19 protein-coding genes and 1 pseudogene are annotated in these 19,561 nt (G+C 33.6%); 4 read left to right on the top strand and 16 right to left on the bottom strand.

Features of this window, described 5'->3' with window-relative positions:
* Positions 1–124 precede the first annotated feature (124 nt).
* From nifB to nifH, 7 genes are all read right to left on the bottom strand, one after another.
* Positions 125–2,800 carry a nitrogenase cofactor biosynthesis protein NifB gene (gene nifB / locus BS101_RS17070; RefSeq protein ID WP_073539919.1) on the bottom strand — a complete coding sequence of 892 codons (2,676 nt, stop codon included), beginning with the start codon at positions 2,798–2,800 and terminating at the stop codon, positions 125–127.
* A 23-nt stretch (positions 2,801–2,823) separates the two neighbouring features.
* A complete protein-coding gene (gene nifE, locus BS101_RS17075) occupies positions 2,824–4,158 on the bottom strand; it encodes a nitrogenase iron-molybdenum cofactor biosynthesis protein NifE (RefSeq protein ID WP_073539920.1) in 1,335 nt (444 codons plus the stop codon).
* Between the two features lie 76 nt (positions 4,159–4,234).
* The gene (nifK, locus tag BS101_RS17080; RefSeq protein ID WP_073539921.1) at positions 4,235–5,599 is read right to left on the bottom strand and encodes a nitrogenase molybdenum-iron protein subunit beta; all 1,365 of its coding nucleotides are present in this window, start codon (positions 5,597–5,599) and stop codon (positions 4,235–4,237) included.
* A complete protein-coding gene (nifD, locus tag BS101_RS17085; protein ID WP_073539922.1) occupies positions 5,599–7,197 on the bottom strand; it encodes a nitrogenase molybdenum-iron protein alpha chain in 1,599 nt (532 codons plus the stop codon). The genes nifK and nifD overlap by 1 nt, the downstream gene beginning before the upstream one ends.
* 21 nt (positions 7,198–7,218) lie before the next feature.
* A complete protein-coding gene (locus BS101_RS17090) occupies positions 7,219–7,611 on the bottom strand; it encodes a P-II family nitrogen regulator (RefSeq protein WP_073539923.1) in 393 nt (130 codons plus the stop codon).
* A 16-nt stretch (positions 7,612–7,627) separates the two neighbouring features.
* Positions 7,628–7,954, bottom strand: a complete 327-nt coding sequence (locus BS101_RS17095; RefSeq protein WP_073539924.1) for a P-II family nitrogen regulator — start codon at positions 7,952–7,954, stop codon at positions 7,628–7,630.
* Positions 7,955–8,119: 165 nt separating this feature from the next.
* Positions 8,120–8,938 (bottom strand): nitrogenase iron protein, encoded by an 819-nt coding sequence (gene nifH / locus BS101_RS17100; RefSeq protein ID WP_073539925.1) that lies wholly within the window; start codon positions 8,936–8,938, stop codon positions 8,120–8,122.
* 589 nt (positions 8,939–9,527) lie between these two features.
* Between nifH and BS101_RS17105 the strand changes: the two genes are divergently transcribed.
* The gene (locus tag BS101_RS17105) at positions 9,528–10,487 is read left to right on the top strand and encodes a helix-turn-helix transcriptional regulator (protein ID WP_073539926.1); all 960 of its coding nucleotides are present in this window, start codon (positions 9,528–9,530) and stop codon (positions 10,485–10,487) included.
* Positions 10,488–10,494: 7 nt separating this feature from the next.
* On the opposite strand, the gene BS101_RS17110 is transcribed toward BS101_RS17105, so the two are convergent.
* From BS101_RS17110 to modA, 5 genes are all read right to left on the bottom strand, one after another.
* On the bottom strand, positions 10,495–11,439 hold the full coding sequence (locus tag BS101_RS17110; RefSeq protein ID WP_073539927.1) for a hypothetical protein: 945 nt from the start codon (positions 11,437–11,439) through the stop codon (positions 10,495–10,497).
* 185 nt (positions 11,440–11,624) lie between these two features.
* On the bottom strand, positions 11,625–11,831 hold the full coding sequence (locus BS101_RS17115; RefSeq protein WP_073539928.1) for a TOBE domain-containing protein: 207 nt from the start codon (positions 11,829–11,831) through the stop codon (positions 11,625–11,627).
* Between the two features lie 109 nt (positions 11,832–11,940).
* Positions 11,941–13,008, bottom strand: a complete 1,068-nt coding sequence (locus BS101_RS17120; RefSeq protein WP_073539929.1) for a sulfate/molybdate ABC transporter ATP-binding protein — start codon at positions 13,006–13,008, stop codon at positions 11,941–11,943.
* A 1-nt stretch (position 13,009) separates the two neighbouring features.
* The gene (gene modB, locus BS101_RS17125) at positions 13,010–13,696 is read right to left on the bottom strand and encodes a molybdate ABC transporter permease subunit (RefSeq protein WP_073539930.1); all 687 of its coding nucleotides are present in this window, start codon (positions 13,694–13,696) and stop codon (positions 13,010–13,012) included.
* 77 nt (positions 13,697–13,773) lie between these two features.
* A complete protein-coding gene (modA, locus tag BS101_RS17130; RefSeq protein ID WP_073539931.1) occupies positions 13,774–14,583 on the bottom strand; it encodes a molybdate ABC transporter substrate-binding protein in 810 nt (269 codons plus the stop codon).
* Between the two features lie 385 nt (positions 14,584–14,968).
* Here modA and BS101_RS17135 point away from each other — a divergent pair, with 385 nt between their 5' ends.
* Entirely contained in the window at positions 14,969–15,352 is a 384-nt protein-coding gene (locus tag BS101_RS17135) for a NusG domain II-containing protein (protein WP_073539932.1), read from the top strand.
* A gap of 31 nt (positions 15,353–15,383) precedes the next feature.
* On the opposite strand, the gene BS101_RS17140 is transcribed toward BS101_RS17135, so the two are convergent.
* The 4 genes and pseudogenes from BS101_RS17140 to BS101_RS24005 all read right to left on the bottom strand — a co-directional run bounded on the left by BS101_RS17140 (position 15,384) and on the right by BS101_RS24005 (position 18,138).
* Positions 15,384–16,445, bottom strand: coding sequence for a PocR ligand-binding domain-containing protein (locus tag BS101_RS17140; protein ID WP_073539933.1), 1,062 nt, complete (start codon positions 16,443–16,445; stop codon positions 15,384–15,386).
* A gap of 198 nt (positions 16,446–16,643) precedes the next feature.
* Positions 16,644–17,591, bottom strand: a pseudogene (locus tag BS101_RS17145) (AAA family ATPase); the annotation flags it as partial.
* Positions 17,592–17,618: 27 nt separating this feature from the next.
* Complete coding sequence (locus tag BS101_RS24000) at positions 17,619–17,987, bottom strand: hypothetical protein (RefSeq protein ID WP_242951316.1); 369 nt, start codon at positions 17,985–17,987, stop codon at positions 17,619–17,621.
* Positions 17,971–18,138 (bottom strand): hypothetical protein, encoded by a 168-nt coding sequence (locus BS101_RS24005; protein ID WP_242951317.1) that lies wholly within the window; start codon positions 18,136–18,138, stop codon positions 17,971–17,973. The genes BS101_RS24000 and BS101_RS24005 overlap by 17 nt, the downstream gene beginning before the upstream one ends.
* Before the next feature lie 302 nt (positions 18,139–18,440).
* On the opposite strand from BS101_RS24005, the gene BS101_RS17150 reads away from it, so the two are divergent.
* A complete protein-coding gene (locus tag BS101_RS17150) occupies positions 18,441–19,133 on the top strand; it encodes an Rpn family recombination-promoting nuclease/putative transposase (protein WP_431732555.1) in 693 nt (230 codons plus the stop codon).
* A 105-nt stretch (positions 19,134–19,238) separates the two neighbouring features.
* Positions 19,239–19,463, top strand: a complete 225-nt coding sequence (locus BS101_RS17155; RefSeq protein WP_198039506.1) for a DUF4351 domain-containing protein — start codon at positions 19,239–19,241, stop codon at positions 19,461–19,463.
* The last annotated feature ends 98 nt before the right edge of the window (positions 19,464–19,561 follow it).

Consider the following 19,561-nt stretch of genomic DNA (forward strand, 5'->3'; position numbering starts at 1 on the left):
ATATATGAATATTGTACCATACATACTAAATTTTATATAGATATATGGGGTTAATTGTACATGTAAATTATACCAAGAATCCAGCCTTTTCAGATTAAATTTAAAAATTTCACTTCACAGTTCACTATTTCAATTCACAGTTTACAATTTGTTGTTTTTCAATTTCCGCTGCTGCCCGCACAATACCCTTATTTATAGGTTCATACATTTCTATAACTTTCAATCCTTTTGCCTCTAACTTTTCCCTTGGTTCAACTCCAATTCTAAGTACAAGAACTCCCTGGCAATCCCCTATGGCTCTGACTATTTTTGAAATTTTATCCTCATGTTCGTCACAATCTACAACCCCTGTACAATATTTATCCACATTTCTTTTTTCTAAAAGTCTTATGGTTCCAGAATCATAGGAATATATATAAAATTCAGAAGCATGACCAAAATGCTGGTCTATATTAATGCCAGACCTTGAGGACACTGCAAATTTATATTTTTTATGATAAAATTCAGCCGCATCTTCATGATTTTTTTCAACTTTTCCAGAACATCCTCCAGAGCACCCTGCAGGAGTTCTAAAATCTATGGAACAATCCTCTGCCAGAGTTCCTATGGCATCTGCCCTGCACTGTTTGCAGTGATACATCTGTTTCATATCTACTTCACATTTTTTTCTCATTTCATTTAATTCTGCATTTGAAATCAGAGGTAAATGCTCAAATCCACTTCCCTGAACAGGTATCATCTGCATTATGTTGGTCATGTATGCACCGCAGTCTTTGACTTTTTTAACTACTTCTTTTATATGTGAATCATTTATTCCTTTTAACATAACTATATTGACTTTACACACCACCCCTTTTTCACATAAATATCTAAGTCCTGCAAGCTGATTGTTTAAAAGTATTTCAGCTCCCTCTTCACCAGTACACTTACATCCCAAGTAATTAACTTCCCTATATATTCTGGCTCCTATTTTTTTATCTACTGCATTTATAGTTACAGTAACATGGGATACTCCAAGTTCTATTAATTGGTTTGCATAAAAAGGAAGCATTAGTCCATTGGTGGATAGACAAAAAGTTATTTTAGGATCTTCTTTTCTTATAAGTTCCAAAGATTTTTTTACCTTGGGGAAATTTGCAAGGGCATCTCCAGGACCCGCTACCCCTATAACTGTTAAATTTTCTATTTTACTTTTAACCAGCTTGAACTTTTCAAGTGCTTCTTCTGGGGTTAAAACTCCGCTTGTAACTCCAGGTCTGCTTTCGTTGGCACAATCATATTTCCTGCTGCAGTAATTACAGCTTATATTGCATTCAGGTGCCACAGGTATATGCATTCTGGCAAATTTATGGGCATTATCTCCAAAACAAGGATGGGTACAGCTTTTATCTCTATTTGATTTTGAATTATCCTCCTCCATATCTAAAATAGGGAGATAATAGTCATTATAAGCTTTTTCCCTGTAACTATTCTGAGTTATTTCCAGCATGGCATTTGACACGGCATCTATTAAAAATGAAGAACCATTGTATGCAGTTATCACCTGTCTTTGTCCTCCCACTCTATCATGAATTGGAAAACCTGTTCTTATGAGCTTTACTCCAAGTTTCTTTGCCATTCTCCTTCCATCTGAATTGCCTATCATTAAATTGATATTAAACCTTTTAGTATAGCTTTCCATAGTTTCAAAATCAGTATCATCAAGTACTATGGAATCCTCTTTTTGAGCCTTTAACTCCTCTTTAAGCATTTTCTTCAAAATAGGATTTCTAGAACCTGTACCTGCCACTTTCACAAGTATTCCATTTTCCACACAAAGCCTTGCGGTAGAGAGTAAAAGTTCAGGTTCTCCATACAATACCACCCTTGCCTCTCCAGTATATTTATGATTATCTATCATGGCATCTAAATATCTTCCTTTTTGAATTATATATTCTTCCGGTATAGTCTTTCCAGTAATTTTTGATACAAGAGAAATAAATTCATTTGTATTTCTTATACCTAATGGTATACCGCATTTATAAAGGGGCACTTTGAATTTATCCCTTAGATATACTCCCGGAGAATCTTCATCCTGTATTGTAAGGCCCATTTCAATGGTAGCTGCCGCTCCTCCCATTTTCTTTATGTCCTCTATTTTAGTTCCCCCCTTTGGTATTCTCCTGTACTTTTCATTGTGGGAAGAATCCAGGGTATTCGATACATCCGGTAAAATAGTATATTCTATTTTAAAATCATCCAGTATTTTTTTTATATTTCTCACATCTCCCGGATTTAAATTGGCACATATAATATTTAATTTTCCAGTACTTTCACATTTTTCACATACCTGTTCCACTATTTTTCTTAAAACACTGAAATATCCTTCTGCCTGAGTGTTTCCATATCCCGGGGTAGATGCTGTTATTATCTTTATATCCTTTATATTTTTATTTTCTTCCTGTTCTCTGTAGAATTCCTCAACTATTCTATTTATATCTTCCCCTATGGTTTCTGCAAGACAGGTAGTAAGTATGCCAATAGTAGTTGGATTATACATTTTTATCATATTATTAAGACCCTTTTTCAAGTTGTCAGAACCACCATATACAGTACCCTGCTCTGTAAGGGCGGAAGATGCTATATCCACAGGTTCATTATAATGAGTAGCCATATGTCTTCTAATGTAGGTACTGCACCCTTGAGAACCATGTAAAATCACCATATTGTTTTCTATTCCCTTAAAAGCCATGACCCCTCCCATAGGCATACACATTTTACACGGATTTATATCTACATTTACCAGTTTTTTATTACTCAATTAAACCATCTCCTTAAAATGTTCTATATATAATTCCAAACAGGGCTGTTTATAGTTAAATCTATCTCTTTTGCAAAATTTACCGCCCCTTCAAATCCCGCCAGTATATGCTTTCTTTCATGGTTGTGATCACAAAATGCAACTCCCAGTTTATAGGCAAGAGGTCTTTCCTTTACTCCCCCCACCAGTATATCCGCCCCTTTTTCAACCATAAATTTTTCAAGTTCAGAGGGGTTTGCATCATCTAATATTACAGTGCCTTCCTTTGTAATTTGTTTTATTATTTCATAGTCTTCAGGTTTTCCAGTTTGTGTTCCTACCATGACCGTTTCTATTCCCAAATCCCTAAATTGCCTTATGAGAGATATGGCCTTATAGCCTCCCCCAACGTATATGGCAGCTTTTTTGCCATATAGCCTGCTTCTGTAGTAATTCATGTCATTTTCTATTCTCTGCTTTTCAAACTTTATAAGTTCCTCTGCTTTTTTTACAGTTTCCTCATTTCCCATTAGACCTGCAATTTGAAGCAGTGAATTTTCACTATCTTCTATACCCACAAAACTGGTCTTTATAAATGGAATTCCATAGGTGTGTTCCATATGTTTTGCCATATATGCCATGGAACCTGCACATTGAACTATGTTTAATTTAGCCTGGGGAGCTTTTATTATATCATCGTATTTTCCATCACCTGTAATATTAGCTACCACATCTATGCCTATCTTTTTGAGATATCCTGTTACTACCCATACTTCTCCTGCCAGATTAAAATCTCCAAGATAATTGATACCGTGAATTTTTTCCACACTTTTCTTTTCTCCTATAAGTTTCATTATGGCATCGCAGGCTGCTCTGTATCCCATAGATTTATTTCCGGAAAACCCCGGGGATTTTACAGGTATTACTCTTATAGAATATTTTTTTTCTGCCATTTTACATACTGAATCCACATCATCTCCAATAACTCCTACTATACAGGTGGCATACACAAAAATAACTTTAGGGTGAAATTCTTTTACAATTTCCTCAATGGCCCCTACCAGTTTCTTCTCTCCCCCAAATACTACATCCATTTCACTTAAATCCGTAGAAAAACTATTTCTAAACAATTCAGAACCACTGGTCAAGCTGCCCCTTAAATCCCAGGTATAAGCTGCACATCCTATAGGGCCATGAATCAAATGAAAAGCATCTGTTATAGGATTTAAAACTACCCTGGCACCACAGTACACACAGGCCCTTTGACTTACGGCTCCCGATGCACTGTTTTCATCACATCTCAGCTTCATATCTTTATTTTTAAGGTTGTAACAGACAAATTCTTTTCTATCCTCTATAATTTCCACCCTGTTTTCCATAAGCTCCCCTCCTAAAAGTTTTTATTAAATTGAATTCAGGATGGAATACATCCTGAATTCAATTAATTTTTTATTCTTACAGTACAAGTTCAAAATCTTCTTCCTTGCATTCTCTATCCATTTTGTCCAATATGGCATCACACATCATCTCAAGCAATCTCATAGAACCTCTATATCCTATTTTAGGATTGTAGTAGTATCCGTATCTATCCAATATAGGAAATCCCAGTCTTACAAGAGGAGTGTTTTCCGCCCTTGCAATATGTTTTAAATGAGAATTTCCAACTATAAGATCTACAGGTTCATTTTTGATCCATTGATGCAGCTCGAATAAATCGGCTTGACTCTTAACTTTAGCATTTTGTACTCCTGCATCTTGGAGCATTGGGATTATAGTTTTTTCAAATTTCTCTCCTGGAGTACCTGTAATAACATATCTTGGATTCATCCCCAATGCTATTGCAAATTGGGTAAATGATATTACAGTATCCGGGTCTCCTGCTATAGCTACTTTTTTTCCATGAAAATATTGATGGGTATCCAGCATTAAATCAACAAGCTGGCCTCTTTCCTCTTCAATTTCATAAGGCACTTCCCCTCCTGCAAGCTTTACAAGCTTCATCAAAAATTCATCTGTAGCATCTATTCCTACGGGTATAGGAAGGGTGTCAAAAGGTACCCTGCATTTTTTCTCAAGTTCTATGGCTGCGTCCTGGGAACAAAAGCTTCCAAAGGCAAAGGTACGCTTGGAATTTCCTGTATCCTTTATTTCCTCGATTTTCGTTCCCCCATCTGGAAACATCTTGAATCCTTCTGTCATAGGTGAATCTACTACCCCGCTTGTATCCGGCATTATAATGTATGGAATTCCCATAATTTTAAGTATCCTTTTATATTCCCTCATATCTGCAGGACCTACAAAACCGGGCAATATATTTACCTTCCCATTTTCCTCTCCTGTATTTTCAGAAAGATAGGAAACCATAGCCTTAACCATATTTGAAAACCCTGTTATATGGGATCCTACATAACTTGGAGTATTAGCGTGAATTACTATTTTACCTTCAGGTATTTCTGAAGTTGCCCTATAGGTAACCAGGTCATCACCTACTGTTTCTGAAAGACAGGTGGTATGAACTGCTACAATATCTGGATTATATACTGAGAATATATTTTTCATAGATGTTTTAAAGTTGGCACCGCCTCCAAATACACTGGCACCTTCTGTAAATGAACTGGTGGTTGCCATTATAGGATCTTTAAAATGTCTTGTAAGCTGCATTCTGTGATATGAACAGCAGCCTTGAGAGCCGTGGCTGTGGGGCATGCAATTGTGTATACCAAGTGCTGCATACATGGCACCTATAGGCTGACAGGTTTTAGCCGGGTTTATTCTGAGAGCTTTTCTTTCATATAATTTTTTTGGTGTTGCATCTAACATTATTTTTCACCTCCTATTAATTCTCCCTCTAGTAATGGTTCTTTTCTCCATGGTGGTGTAACATAGCTCCATGCCGGTGTAAATACTCCTGCAGCTAGATCCCTTGCAAATACAGCCGCACCCCTAAATCCTGCATAAGGTCCCGAGTAATCATAGGAATGAAGCTGTTTTGAAACCACTCCCATTTTCTGTATAACGTATTTGTCTTTTATTCCTGAAAAGAACATATCAGGTTTTAATAATTTTATAAATTGTTCTGTTTCATGGTGGTTTAAATCATCCACTACTATAGACCCCTCTTCCATATCCTTAATCATTCCCCCATAATACTCAAGGGGAATTTCCTGCTTTAAGGTTTCATATCTTTCAGGAGATATTATAATACGATATCTTTCTTCATCCTTTTCTACAGTAAGTTCCGGTATATTTCTAGTATCTGCATCTAATTTTATATTTGGAATAACTTCTCTTCCTTCATAGTCGTCCCGGTGGCCGAATTCATACCCTGCAAGTACAGTTTTTATACCTAAATCCTCCAATAATTTTTGGTAATGGTGTGCCCTTGAGCCTCCTACAAATAAACATGCCGTTTTTCCCTGGAGTTTATCCCTATAAAAGCTTATTTCCTCACTAATTGCATCCAGTTCCTCTTCTATAACTTCTTCTGTTCTTTTAGTAAGTCCTGGATCATCAAAGAATTTTGCCATATTTCTGAGAGTTTCAATAGTAGACTTTACCCCTATGAAATTTACCTTAACCCATGGTATTCCATATCTTATTTCCATCATTTCTGCAATATAATTTATGGATCTGTGGCACTGTACTAAATTCAAATCAGATATATAGGACTGTTCAAGTCTCTCGTGACTGCCATCGCCGCTGAACCTGCCCACCACATTGTATCCTATTTTCTCCAGAACCCTTTCAATTTCCCAGGCATCTCCCCCTATGTTATATTCACCCAACATATTTATAGAGAATTTTTTATGCTCTACAGGCTTTCCCTTGCCTACAATACTTTCCAGTATATTATTATTGGCTATATGGTGACCTGCGGATTGGCTTACCCCTTTATAACCCTCACAGTTAAAGGCAAGTACCTGTATACCATATTCTTTAGTTGCCTCCTGGGCAACTGCATTTATATCATCACCTATAAGACCCACCGGACAGGTAGCATATATTCCAATGGCCTTAGGATGAAAAAGTTCTACTGCCTCTTTTATAGCCTGTTTTAACTTCTCTACTCCTCCAAATACTATATCTCTCTCCTGCATATCTGTAGAAAAAGTATACTCTAAAAAATTCTGTCCTCCATCTTCGGCTTTGGCCTTATTTCTTCTGGTTTCCCAGCTATAATAGGCACATCCTATAGGGCCGTGGGTTATATGCACCATATCTTTAACAGGTCCAAGAACAACACCTTTACATCCCGCATAACAGCAGCCTCTGTTTGTCATTATTCCCGGTACTGTTCTTACATTTGCCTGTATAACTGGATTTAGTTCATCATTTGACTTTATAAGTATATGTTTTTTTCTATTTTTAAAGGTTTTAGCCGGATATACTTCTAAAACTTGATCCAATACCTTTTTCATAAAATCATTCCCTTCTAAAAATTAAACAGCTGCATCCTGTTTTTCTCCAGTTCTTATTCTTAAAACATCTGTAACTTTGGTTACAAATATTTTTCCATCTCCTGGATGTCCTGTTTGGTTTATATCAATAATAATATCTACTATTTTTTTTACATCTTCATCCTTAGCTAAAATCCATATAAGTCTTTTTGAAATCAATCTATAGCTTTCAGATATCTGCTCCATAATTTTTCTATCCTCAATCTGGTGCAGTTCCTCTTCAGACATATATTCACTTACCATGGAAAAGTTGACCTTTTTCTTACCACGTCCTAAAACATCTTTACAGGTTATAGACGGAAACCCATTTTCAGCAAGAGCCTTTTTTGTTTTACCCACCATATTCATCCGAATAACAGCCATAATTTCTTTCATTTTACGGTTCCTCCCTCTATAATTGATTTGTTCCTGAACTTATGGTATATACCTCTTCCACTGGAGTTACAAATATCTTTCCATCTCCAAAGGCTCCTTTTTCGCCTGTTTTCGCATTTTTTGTAATTATTTTTATAATGTCTTCTTTATCTTCATCCTTTATAGCTATTAAAAGCATTTGCTTTGGTATCTCATCATAAAATATTTCTCCTACTTTTACTCCTCTTTGCTTACCTCTACCTACTACATCAAACTTGGTAACTGCAGGGAACCCTGCATCACATAATTCTGAAAGCACAACCGCTGTTTTTTCTGGTCTAATAATAGCTTTTACCAATAGCATATTGAATTCACTCCTCTTTTATGGTATAATACCTTTGGTTATAATTTGATTTTTTAATTAACTCTTGGTATATCTCTTGGAATTTTAGCTGAATTTAAGAGATATACTCTCTAATTCTAATCTTATTTAATATTCTTATTTTTTCATATATTTTTAGGATTTTCATCAGTCCAGCAGCCCATGTTCCATAAGTATATCTTCCAATCTATCCTGTGCCATAGGCTTTGGTATTACAAACATGTCATTTCCATCTATAGCTTTAGCCAGAGCTCTATACTCATCTGCCTGTTCTACTTCAGGGCTGAACTGTATAACGGTCTGTTTATTTATCTCTGCCCTTTGAACATCATGACTGCGTGGTACAAAGTATATAAGCTGGGTTCCAAGTTCCTTTGCAAATGCCTCCAGAAGTTCTTTTTCATTTGCAACTTTTCTGCTGTTGCATATAACACCGCCTAACCTTACACCCCCTACGTTGGAAAATTTACTTATACCCTTTGAAATATTATTTGCAGCATACATAGCCATCATCTCTCCGCTGGCAACTATATATATTTCTTTAGCCTTGCCTTCACGGATTGGCATTGCAAATCCACCACATACAACGTCACCTAATACATCATAGAAGACATAGTCTAAGTCATCTTCATAAGCACCAAGCTGCTCCAGCATATTGATTGAGGTTATAATACCCCTGCCGGCACATCCAACTCCAGGTTCAGGTCCCCCTGACTCAACACATTTCACATCTCCATATCCAATTTTCATTATTTCCTCTAAATCTACATCCTCCCCTTCTTCTCTCAGTGTATCAAGAACTGTTTTCTGTGCCAGTCCACCCAAAAGCAATCTTGTAGAATCCGCTTTTGGATCACATCCTACTACCATTATTTTCTTCTTCATTTCAGCAAGTCCTGCAGTAAGGTTTTGTGTAGTTGTAGATTTTCCTATTCCACCTTTTCCATAAATAGCCACTTGTCTCATTTTTCATTCTCCTTTACCAAATAAATTTAAAAGTGCAAAATGCAACTTTTTTAAAATTGAAATTCATTAATTTAAGTTTACTTTTTTTGCGTGTTTAATAATTATTTCAAAATATATCACAAGTTCCTTAAAAAATCAACAGTTAAATTATCTATTTATCAATATTCATATAATTAAAATGATAACCTTATCAAAGACTTTTTCTTAGATTATCATAGTGATATCGATTCTAATTATATTATCTTTTATAAGGTTATGATATGTTTTATAACTATTTAATAACATGTAATGTTACGTTATATTATGTTATGTTAAATATACATATTTATCTTAATTTTTGATAGTTTTATATACGTTTTAGTCATTTTTTATTATTTTCAAAAAAATTAAAAATATATTTTTTGACAACTATTATTTTTAATATTTTTATATTTTTAAAGTATTAAACAGAAAATAACTGAATAAAAGTTTATTTATTAATTTGTATTTTCAGTAAATATGTATTAAAATTATTGTTAAAATTATTATACAAACTAATGACCTACAATTTTTCAATATATTATCATATCTTTAAGAAAGGAGATATATTATGACAGGAAATAATACAGCCTTAACTCCTCAAGAAGTCGCCGAAATGTTAAAGATAACCAAAAATACAGTTTACGAATTGATAAAAAGGGGAGAATTAAACGGATATAAAGTAGGGAAAAAAATCAGAGTGGACTTAAACGATGTGGAAGACTATAAAAATAAAGGTAAAAATACTGCTGAGATTTCCCCAGAAACTGTTCCAAAAGATATTTTTTCTTCTAATATGTTCTATTCTGGAAACACAGATACTCAGGATGGTTTTATAATTTGCGGACAGGACGTACTTTTAGATATATTATCCCGACATATAGAACTTCACTGCCCAGGTATTAGAACTTTTCGTTCATATGTAGGGAGCTATAACGGACTTCTTGCATTATATCTTGGTAAAGTTCAGGTAGCTACTTCCCATTTATGGGATGGAGATTCTAATAAATATAACATACCTTTTGTAAGAAGGCTGCTCCCTGGGATCCCTACAATAGTGATTCATCTTGCTTGTAGAACACAGGGGTTTTACGTATTCCAGGGAAATCCTAAAAAAATTCAAGGCTTTGAAGATTTAAAAAGACCTGATATTACTATGGTGAACAGAGAAAAAGGATGTGGTACCAGAATTCTTTTAGATGAACATCTAAAATTACTAAATATTACAGGTAACAACATAAAAGGCTATACCACAGAATATTTTTCACATCTTGCAGTAGCTAGTGCCATAGCAAGAGGTGAGGCAGATCTGGCCCTTGGAAATGAAAAGACCAGCCTGCAGGTTAAGGGGATAGATTTCATACCACTTCAAAAAGAAAGATATGAAATGGTTATAAAGAAAGAGAATATGAATGATTTTCCTTTTAAATCCATGATAAAAATATTACGCTCCAAGGAATTTAAATCAGAACTTTTAGGACTGGGAGGATACGACCTTACAGAAACAGGTAACATTATAGCAGAATTGTGATAGTATTTTAATAACCTTCACAAGATGAACAAGGGGAATTTTCTCTAAGTGGTGAACTTTTTATATAAAAGTTATAGTCATCAATAGCATATTCACTGAGAAATTTACTTCCCCTTGTAAATTTTACTTTTTGTCCACAAAATTCTATGTTTAAAGGTACAACTTCCATAAAATTTTCATCAATTACACTTGGTCTCAATAAAGGCTCATACAAACTTTTTTCTCCTTTTTTGCTGATAACTTCTATACTATCTGTGGAAGTTATCAATGATTCCACACCGCCATTATTAAAAAATTTTACAGAATTAGAATCACCATGAATTCCTATAGCTTGAGTATTGTAGGCCATTATAGTACCTATTTCAGTGGGAACAGCTGTGGGTTTTAAGGGTTCAAAGGATTTAAGTTTGCCATCTTCATAAAAAGATACCCCTATACGCACATATACATTCCCTATAGGAGAACTTATTTTAATATCATCTTTACTCCAAAAAGTAATACTCTTTATACTTCCACTTTCATAAAAATATACCGAAATAACTTTTTCCTCTAATTTGCCTATAGAAACATCGAACTTTATTTCTTTTGCAAGATTATATTCATCTTTTTCAGACCAGTAGCCTGTTATTTTACCATTTAAAGGGAAAACCCTCTTTATATTTCCGCTTTCATAAAATGTAATGAATTCCGCAGGCAGTATACCAATAGAGGTATTAATACCGGTTTGTTCTTCAAGATAAATTTTTTTTAAATTTCCATTATTGTAGAAAGCAACAGAGGGGATATGTTTACTCCTTTCTTCACCATATTCATATTTGGGTGTCAAAAGCCCACAGGGGGTTTTCAGCTTATTTAAGCTGTCCAATGTACATTCCTTCATGGCTCCATCTTCATAGTACTTAACATAATTTAACTCTTTTAAAGTTCCATATTTAGTATTTATCTGTTCCATTATTTCCTCCTAACTTAATATATAGTTAAAAATTAAGAGCTACTAACTAAAAGTTATGAATGATTTTCTTCCGCTAAAGCTCTGGAAAATCTGAAATACAGTACTCTAAGATCTAAGATTTTTCGCAGCAAAGCGGAGAAAAATATCCTTAACTTTTCACTCTTCACTCTTAATTCCTAATCAGCTTACGCCATTAGTATTACAGAAGATGCTTTAATTAAAGTTGTAACCTCTGAACCAACTTCAATACCTAAATTTTTTAAAGACTCCATGGTAATAACGGAACATATGGATCTGTCATTACCTAAATCTACTATAACTTCCGCATTTACAGCACCTTCTTTTATTTCAGTAACTTTTCCCTTCATTTGATTTCTGGCACTAATTTTCATATTTGTTTCCTCCATAAATTAATAATTTAAAAGTATCAATATTTATTTATAATTTAACACAATTATACCTTTTTATACTTTTTTTGCAACATATTTTAAAAGATTAAAATCATTTTTTAATTAAAAAAATTTTATCTCTGCCTATACATATATTCCAAGGCTGCTCTAAATTTTTTAATTTATGCCACATTTCCCTTGTAATCTCCCAGTGTAAATTCTTAGTTATATTATAGGATTTTTCCTCTACACTATCCAGGCACACTTCCACCGTAAAAGGACTTTCATTTATATGATTTACCTTGCATTTAACAATATTATCTTTTTGTCCCGATTCTCCAAGACTTATGTAATGGGCTCTTATTCCCACATAGCATTGAGATTTTTCAATTTTTTTATTAACTTTAAGGGTACATCCCCAGTCCAGAGCCTCTAAAGTATTTTCATCCAATACTTGAATTCTGGATATATTTTTACACCCTGTAAGTCTTGCTGCTGCTACAGTACCGGGATTTTCAAATATATAATTTCTATCTCCAAAAATCTCTACTGCTCCATTATCCATTATCACAATATTTTTGCAAATACGATATATTTCGTCTCTATTATGGGACACAAAGACTGTAGTACCCTTGTAGGTTGAAAGTACTTCTTTAAGCTTTTCTTCCATTTTATTTCTCAGATGGCTGTCCAGAGCAGAAAATGGCTCATCTAAAAGCAGTATTTCAGGATCTATGGCCATAGCTCTTGCAATGGCCACCCTCTGCTGTTGTCCCCCTGAAAGCTGACTGGGAAATCTATTTTCCAGTCCTTTAAGATCCATCATATTTATTTTTTCATTTATTATTTTACTTTTCTCATCGGCTGACATACGGCTTAATCCAAAGCCTATATTCTGGCCTACTGTCATATTGGGAAACAATGCATAATTTTGAAATAAAAATCCACTCCTTCTCCTGCCGCTTTTAACATTTATCTTTTTTTCTCCATCATATAAAACTTTTTCATCCAACATTATCTTTCCCTTATGTGGTGTTTCAAGACCTGCAATACACCTTAAAGTCATACTTTTACCGGAACCTGAAGCTCCAAGAAGTCCTATAATATTGTCTCTAGTATGAAATTTAACATTTAAATTAAATCCAGAAAAATTTTTTTCAATATCAACGTATAATCCCATGTCATTCCCTCCTAACCCCATAAACATTTCTTTTTTCATGTTCATTCCAATAGTTCATAAGGAAAATCACTACAGTTGAGATTATTACAATCAATATAACCCACATAAGGGCCTTATCCATTTCTCCGCTTTCAGCTGCAAAATAAATGGCCAGAGGAATCGTCTGAGTTCTTCCCGGTATATTTCCAGCTACCATAAGAGTAGCTCCAAATTCTCCAAGAGCTCTTGCAAAAGAAAGAATTGTAGCTGCAGCTATGCCTGGCCATGCCAGAGGCAGTATAACCCTCCAGAAAATTTTCCAGGAAGATACTCCAAGAGTTCTGGCCGCATTTACAATATTATTGTCCACCTGTTCAAAAGCCCCTTTAGTTGTCCTATACATCAAAGGAAAAGCAATAATAGCTGCAGCTATAACCGCGGCAGGCCATGAAAAAATCAAGTTGGTACCAATTTTCAACAAAAGTTTACCCATGGGTCCATTTTTCCCAAATATAAGCAGCAGAAAGAATCCCACTACCGTAGGGGGCAGTACAAGAGGCAATGTAAATATAGTATCCACAGCACTTTTAAATTTTCCATTATAATTGGTCATCCAATAGGCAGCAGCAATTCCAACAAAAAATGTTATGATAGTAGCTATAAAAGTAGTTTTTACTGAAATCCATGCCGGTGAAATATCAAAATTCATTCATGTCACCTCTTTAAAATCAAGTAAGACTATATGTTCCCCAATTTTTTACTCCCTTTTAATATTACACTACTAAACTATTCTCCCATCTTAAATCCATATTTCTCAAATACTGCTTTAGCTTTATCACCAGACAGGAACTTTAAAAAGCTTTTAGCTGCTTCTGCATTTTTGCTGTCTTTAACTACTCCTACAGGATACACCACAGCTTTATGAGAATTCTCAGGTGCAGTAGCTGCAATTGTAACCTTATCAGATACCAGTGCATCAGTTTTATAAACAATTCCTGCATCTGCATTTCCTGTTTCAACCCAGGTTAAAACTTCTTTTACATCTTTTCCATAAACAGCCTTCGGTTTAACTTTATCCAATATATTTAGGTTTGTAAGTACTTCTTCTGCATATTGTCCCGCAGGCACACTCTTAGGTTCCCCTAGAGCTATTTTTTGAACAGTATCTGATGTTAAATCCTCAAAGCTTTTAACTTTGGTCGAATCTTTTGGTACAACTAGTACTACATCATTTTGCAAAAGATTTTTAATAGTATCATTTACCATTAAATTTTTATTTTTGAGTTCATCCATCTGTTTTGTCGCAGCGGACATAAATATATCTGCCGGTGCACCCTGTTCAATTTGCTTTTGCAAGGTACCGGAGGCTCCAAAATTGTATGTAATTGCAGCATTTGCATTTTCTTTAACATACAATTCTTTAATTTCATTCATGGAATCTTTTAAACTGGCAGCAGCAGATACAGTTAATGTTATCTTTGTTGAAGTACCGGATTTTTGATCCTTTGAATTTTCAGCAGTATTGCCACAACCTGCAGCCAAAAATGCAATGAGTGAAAACAAAATTAAAGATAAAATTTTTTTAGTTCTTTTCAAATTAAATACCCCCTTAAATTAAAAAAATTAAATTGCCATGACAAAACATAACAAAACATAACACAACTATATAAATCCAAAAATTACATCTATTTTTTATAATGTAATATTATGTATTATTATATATCTATGATTATATATTCAAATAAAGTATTAATCAAGAGTTTTTCGATAATTTATTATCATATTTATAATATTAAAGGTTTTCATTAACCAATTAAGAAATAAATAGTTTTTTTATGCTTTAACTCATAATTTGTAGATAATTTCAGAAATGTGTGTAAATTTAAGAATTGACTTCATTGAATTATCCCGTTGTAAATACACTTAAAATGTAGTAGAATTCTCTATGTTGGGTAATTCTTAGATTAAGAAGGAGAATGAAATGAAAAAAGGAGATAAGATCGCTGCGCTAATTATAATTATACTGCTTGTTATAAGTACTGCAGGAGTTTTAATATACAAAAACCGCATGGAAAGTTCCAGTAGGATTGCCCTGATAAAACAAGATGGCAAGCTTATAAAAACTATTAATTTAAATACTGTTAAAAACAGTGAGGAATTTATTATAAAATACAAGGACAATGATTTTAATAAAATAAAGGTGGAAAAGGGAAGGATTCGTATTACAGATGCTAATTGTCCTGATAAAATATGTGTAAAAAAAGGGTGGATATCAAAGCCCGGGGAGAACATTGTATGCCTTCCCCACAGACTCATAATAAGTATAGATGGTAAAAATTCAAATTATGACGATATTACAAGATAGAGTTTAACCATTTTAAAAACATATGTAAAGATTATACGCTTATAATATTGTTCAGCTCCTCAACCAGCCCTGAAAGCTCTTCTACATTACCTGTAACTTCCTCTATTGAAGAGGATTGACTTTCTGTAGTTTTAAGGGTAGATTCTGATTCATTGAGAGCTTTGGCAACAGCTGATTGTATCCTGTCTGTAAGGGATACAATCTTTTGTGTTGTTTCTTTGGAGCTTTCAGATAATGTTCTTATTTCATTTGCCACTACCCCAAATCCCTTTCCTGATTCTCCCGCCCTGGCAGCTTCTATAGCTGCATTTAAACCAAGCATCTTGGTTTTATCCGCTATGTTTTTTATGGAATTCAATATGTTATTTATACCTTCAGAGATCTCATTTATATTATTTATGTTCTGGGCAAGTACATGCTGGTTATTTGTTACATCAACGGAAGACACTGCAAGCTCCTCCATGGTAGCGGATATCTGTCTAAAGCTGCTATTCAGTACTTCTGCAATTGAAGTAATCTTATCCTTGGATTGTGAATTATGTTTAATCTGCTCATATCCAATTTTCGACAGATAGTTTGCCACAACATAAAGAAGCTCTGCTGCAGCCTTTACATTTTTCTCTTCTATAATTTTAATTTGAGCTAAAGCCTCCACATATCTGTTCTCATTAAATCCTATTTCTCTTGCAATTTTCCTGAATTCTGATTCTTCGGGTTTTTCATATAGTATTTGTCCTCCTAAAATTGTGCCTATGGATTCTCCTTCTATAGTGATAGGTGCTGCAAAATCTATTAACCCTGCATGACATTTATATATGTATGGTTTCTTTGTTCTTGTGGCTTCTTCTCCACCCCTTTTATGGGATTTTGCACATCTGTCATCCCCTATTTTGGTTGAATGGGTATACTGACAAAGGCTTGTATAGGAACTTGGTCTTGTTACAGGATTGCCATTTCTATCTACAGTTACACTGGCTATATTCATACTTTCCGCAAAATTATCCTGAAACTTTTGTAACATGTCAATATCCAATACATCCTTAATCTCAAGTACACTTAGATCAAGTTCTCCACCATTTAATATTCTAATCACAGGCAAATCCTCCTCTTAAAATAACTCTAATAAATATGATACCTATACGTATTATTATAGATTTGCCCAACACATTATTCAACATTTTTTTGGTTAATTTAACGCTGAATTCATATATAATACACAATATGTAATAAATTCAATAATAATAGTATATTATTGTGAACGATGTCATTATAAAGCTGCATTTTCTTGTTAATTAGGTATCTTTAGCACAGTTCCAAGAGGTCCTGTTTCTTTTATAGTAAGCATTCCAAGATAAAAAAGCAGTGACTTAAAATTCTCTTTCACACTATACATGGTGTGAATGTTAAATCTGTCTACGAGAATTGTAGCTGTTTCACCTATAGACATTATTTCTTCTAAAGCTTCCCTGTCATTAAAATTACGTGCCAATTGATTGACTTTACCATAATCTGTTTTTACATTATTATCTATCATTTCTTTAGGATAACGATTATAGGCTAAATAACCCTCAAGAAAATACATAGCCATATCTGGATTAAAAACAGATTCACTGTTTTCATTAAATTTGTATCCATTATAGTATTCCGTCATATCTTTATATATCTTTTTTCTAAGTTCTTCATTTTTTAAACCAACTTCATCCATAATCCATAATAGTTCTTTTCTTGTAAACCCAAGCATAGCATTCAGTTTCTCATCTAAAGTATAGTTTCTTGTTATATTAAAACCGCTAGTCAAATCATCCAGCATTATAGGACTTACTCCGGTCATAAATATTCTATTAAAATTATCCATAGTAGCATCTTTTAAGGCTTTATAAAAAACTTTGACGAAACCTTCACCATGAAGTATACTGCTGTAAGTATTTTGTTTTCCTCCAGTTATTAGTTCATTTGCAAAGTTATCATATTCATCTATTAAGACAAAAACAGGTATCTTTGCTTTTCTAGAAAGATAAGCTATGTATTCAACTGCTGCTTCCGCTTCAATAATATCTTGAACTACTTTTTCATTCTGAAAAAAATCAGAATATTTCACAAAAAAACTTTTCACTGAATAAGTTATTTTCGTATTAAAACTTTTTCTTAATTCCTCTTCTCCGTGGCCTGCATCTACACTGGCAAAACTCATCCTCCAAACGAGAAATTTATTTTTATTCTTTGTGGGTTTTTTACCTATTTGCCTTAGATCTTAAAAAAGGCGTTTTTAACACGCCTTTCTGATTAATAAGACTACTCCTCTATTGTAAATGCAAGTACAATAGGTTGCAGCGATTTTTGAATCCACAAAACTTTCCTGGGATTTTGTGGTAAGGTAGCCAAATCTAAAATCTATAGTAACATCATTTCCATATCCACTAATGCTAATTCTATATCCTGTATAGGAATAATATAAATAATCATCTCCATTTAAGATATCAGAAATTGCAGATATTATTTCCGACCCTAAGTCCGAAGTATCTATATCTTTAGAAGGGTCATTCATCTTTTTCATAAATACGGACTTTACATCCGCCACCAGATTTTTTTCTGGCTGAGTTTTAACTGCAGCTTCAATATTATCCATTTTGTTCACTGTCCAGCACCTGTATATTTTGTTCTGTAACAGTACTTGCATTCAATCCCTTATTAAATTTTATTGTCCAAGTTTTATTCTGTGCTATGTTGGATTTAGAATCCATGTATTTTATGTCATCTTTTTTAGTAAATCTGAATTTGTTTTGCAAATGAATTTTATACTATAAATTGGTGATTTTTATTATCTTTAGAATAATTTTTTATACAATTTAAAATTGTCATTTATATTAATATTACGTATCCGTGGGGCAAAGTCAGGTACTATAATCTAAAATATTAGCACCATCAACAGTATGAAAAGTAAGATGTCATATTACCCGGCGGATATCTAGGGCTATAAATAGTGTAGAATAGAACCTAATTATCTGATAAAATAAGAGTATATAAAAGTGATATACTAGCTGTTCCAGAGGAAGAATTTGATGGAATAGAAATAATAAATAGCGAGTTAATAAAGGAATTCAAAGAAGATAGAAAAGGAGTCTTAGATGTAAGGATAAGAACTAAATTAGGAAAGCAAATAGATGTTGAAATACAAATACTACCAACAGATTACATGCCAGAACGTACCATATTCTACTGGAGCAAAATGTATACAAGTCAAATAAAGCCAGGAGATACCTACGATAAGCTAAAAAAATGTGTAACTATAAACATAGTGGACTTCAAATGTATACCATTAAAAAAGCTCTATTCCAGCTATCATCTAACTCAAGATGAAACAGGATATAGGCTGACAGATATATTTGAAGTGCACTTTTTAGAAATACCAAAGCTATTTGACGAAGATATTGAGAGAGATGAAAATGACCCAATAGTTCAATGGATGGAATTCTTAGATGCAAAATCGAAGGGAGTGATGGAGATGTTAGCAGAGAAGAATAAGGATATAAAGAAAGCTTATGCTTTATTACAAATAATCAGTAAAGACGAAAAAGCTAGAATGTTGTATGAAGCTAGGCAGGCAGAAATCAGCGACCAATTGACTAGAATAAAGTCAGCAGAGGAAAAAGGAGCAACTAGAAAAGCATTGAGAGTAGCAGAAAAAATGCTAAGACGAGGAGATAGTATAGAAGATATAGTTGACATGACTGAACTACCAAAAGAAAAGGTACTAGAACTAAAAAATAAATATCAAAACTAAAATCATTGAACCCTTTGCATCAACTATATGTGCGAGGGGTTTTCAATGTATAAAAAACTTTACAAAGAAAGCAAGTACGAAAAATATGTAAAGGAGGAGATATTAATGCAATCATCACTATATAGAAAGCCTTATGAGAAAGATATACAACAGGGCCGTAAAGAAGAAAAAGTAGAAACAGTATTAAAGTTTTTAACAAAGCGTTTTGGAATCTTACCTGACGAGATTAGAGGAAAAATCGAAAAATTAGATATGATAAATTTAGATATAATTTTGGATAAAGTGCTGGAGTATAAAGATTTAGATGATTTAAAGAAATTTTTGCACTAAGTTGTGTAAGGGCTGATGTTACTTATTTCATTTTGACAAATGCAAATGAGAAGCCTATGTACAGATTTATAAGAAGTAATGTCCAAAGAAACACAAAA

It is taken from the genome of Clostridium kluyveri (genome assembly GCF_001902295.1).
GTDB lineage: Bacteria > Bacillota > Clostridia > Clostridiales > Clostridiaceae > Clostridium_B > Clostridium_B kluyveri_B.

What these genes read in the sequence shown, in the direction of transcription:
- nifE (WP_073539920.1), bottom strand. Translation starts at nt 4,158, where the DNA reads ATGGAAAACAGGGTGGAAATTATAGAGGATAGAAAAGAATTTGTCTGT.
- nifK (WP_073539921.1), bottom strand. Translation starts at nt 5,599, where the DNA reads ATGTTAGATGCAACACCAAAAAAATTATATGAAAGAAAAGCTCTCAGA.
- nifD (WP_073539922.1), bottom strand. Translation starts at nt 7,197, where the DNA reads ATGAAAAAGGTATTGGATCAAGTTTTAGAAGTATATCCGGCTAAAACC.
- BS101_RS17090 (WP_073539923.1), bottom strand. Translation starts at nt 7,611, where the DNA reads ATGAAAGAAATTATGGCTGTTATTCGGATGAATATGGTGGGTAAAACA.
- BS101_RS17095 (WP_073539924.1), bottom strand. Translation starts at nt 7,954, where the DNA reads ATGCTATTGGTAAAAGCTATTATTAGACCAGAAAAAACAGCGGTTGTG.
- nifH (WP_073539925.1), bottom strand. Translation starts at nt 8,938, where the DNA reads ATGAGACAAGTGGCTATTTATGGAAAAGGTGGAATAGGAAAATCTACA.
- BS101_RS17105 (WP_073539926.1), top strand. Translation starts at nt 9,528, where the DNA reads ATGACAGGAAATAATACAGCCTTAACTCCTCAAGAAGTCGCCGAAATG.
- BS101_RS17110 (WP_073539927.1), bottom strand. Translation starts at nt 11,439, where the DNA reads ATGGAACAGATAAATACTAAATATGGAACTTTAAAAGAGTTAAATTAT.
- BS101_RS17115 (WP_073539928.1), bottom strand. Translation starts at nt 11,831, where the DNA reads ATGAAAATTAGTGCCAGAAATCAAATGAAGGGAAAAGTTACTGAAATA.
- BS101_RS17120 (WP_073539929.1), bottom strand. Translation starts at nt 13,008, where the DNA reads ATGGGATTATACGTTGATATTGAAAAAAATTTTTCTGGATTTAATTTA.
- modB (WP_073539930.1), bottom strand. Translation starts at nt 13,696, where the DNA reads ATGAATTTTGATATTTCACCGGCATGGATTTCAGTAAAAACTACTTTT.
- BS101_RS17135 (WP_073539932.1), top strand. Translation starts at nt 14,969, where the DNA reads ATGAAAAAAGGAGATAAGATCGCTGCGCTAATTATAATTATACTGCTT.
- BS101_RS17155 (WP_198039506.1), top strand. Translation starts at nt 19,239, where the DNA reads ATGCAATCATCACTATATAGAAAGCCTTATGAGAAAGATATACAACAG.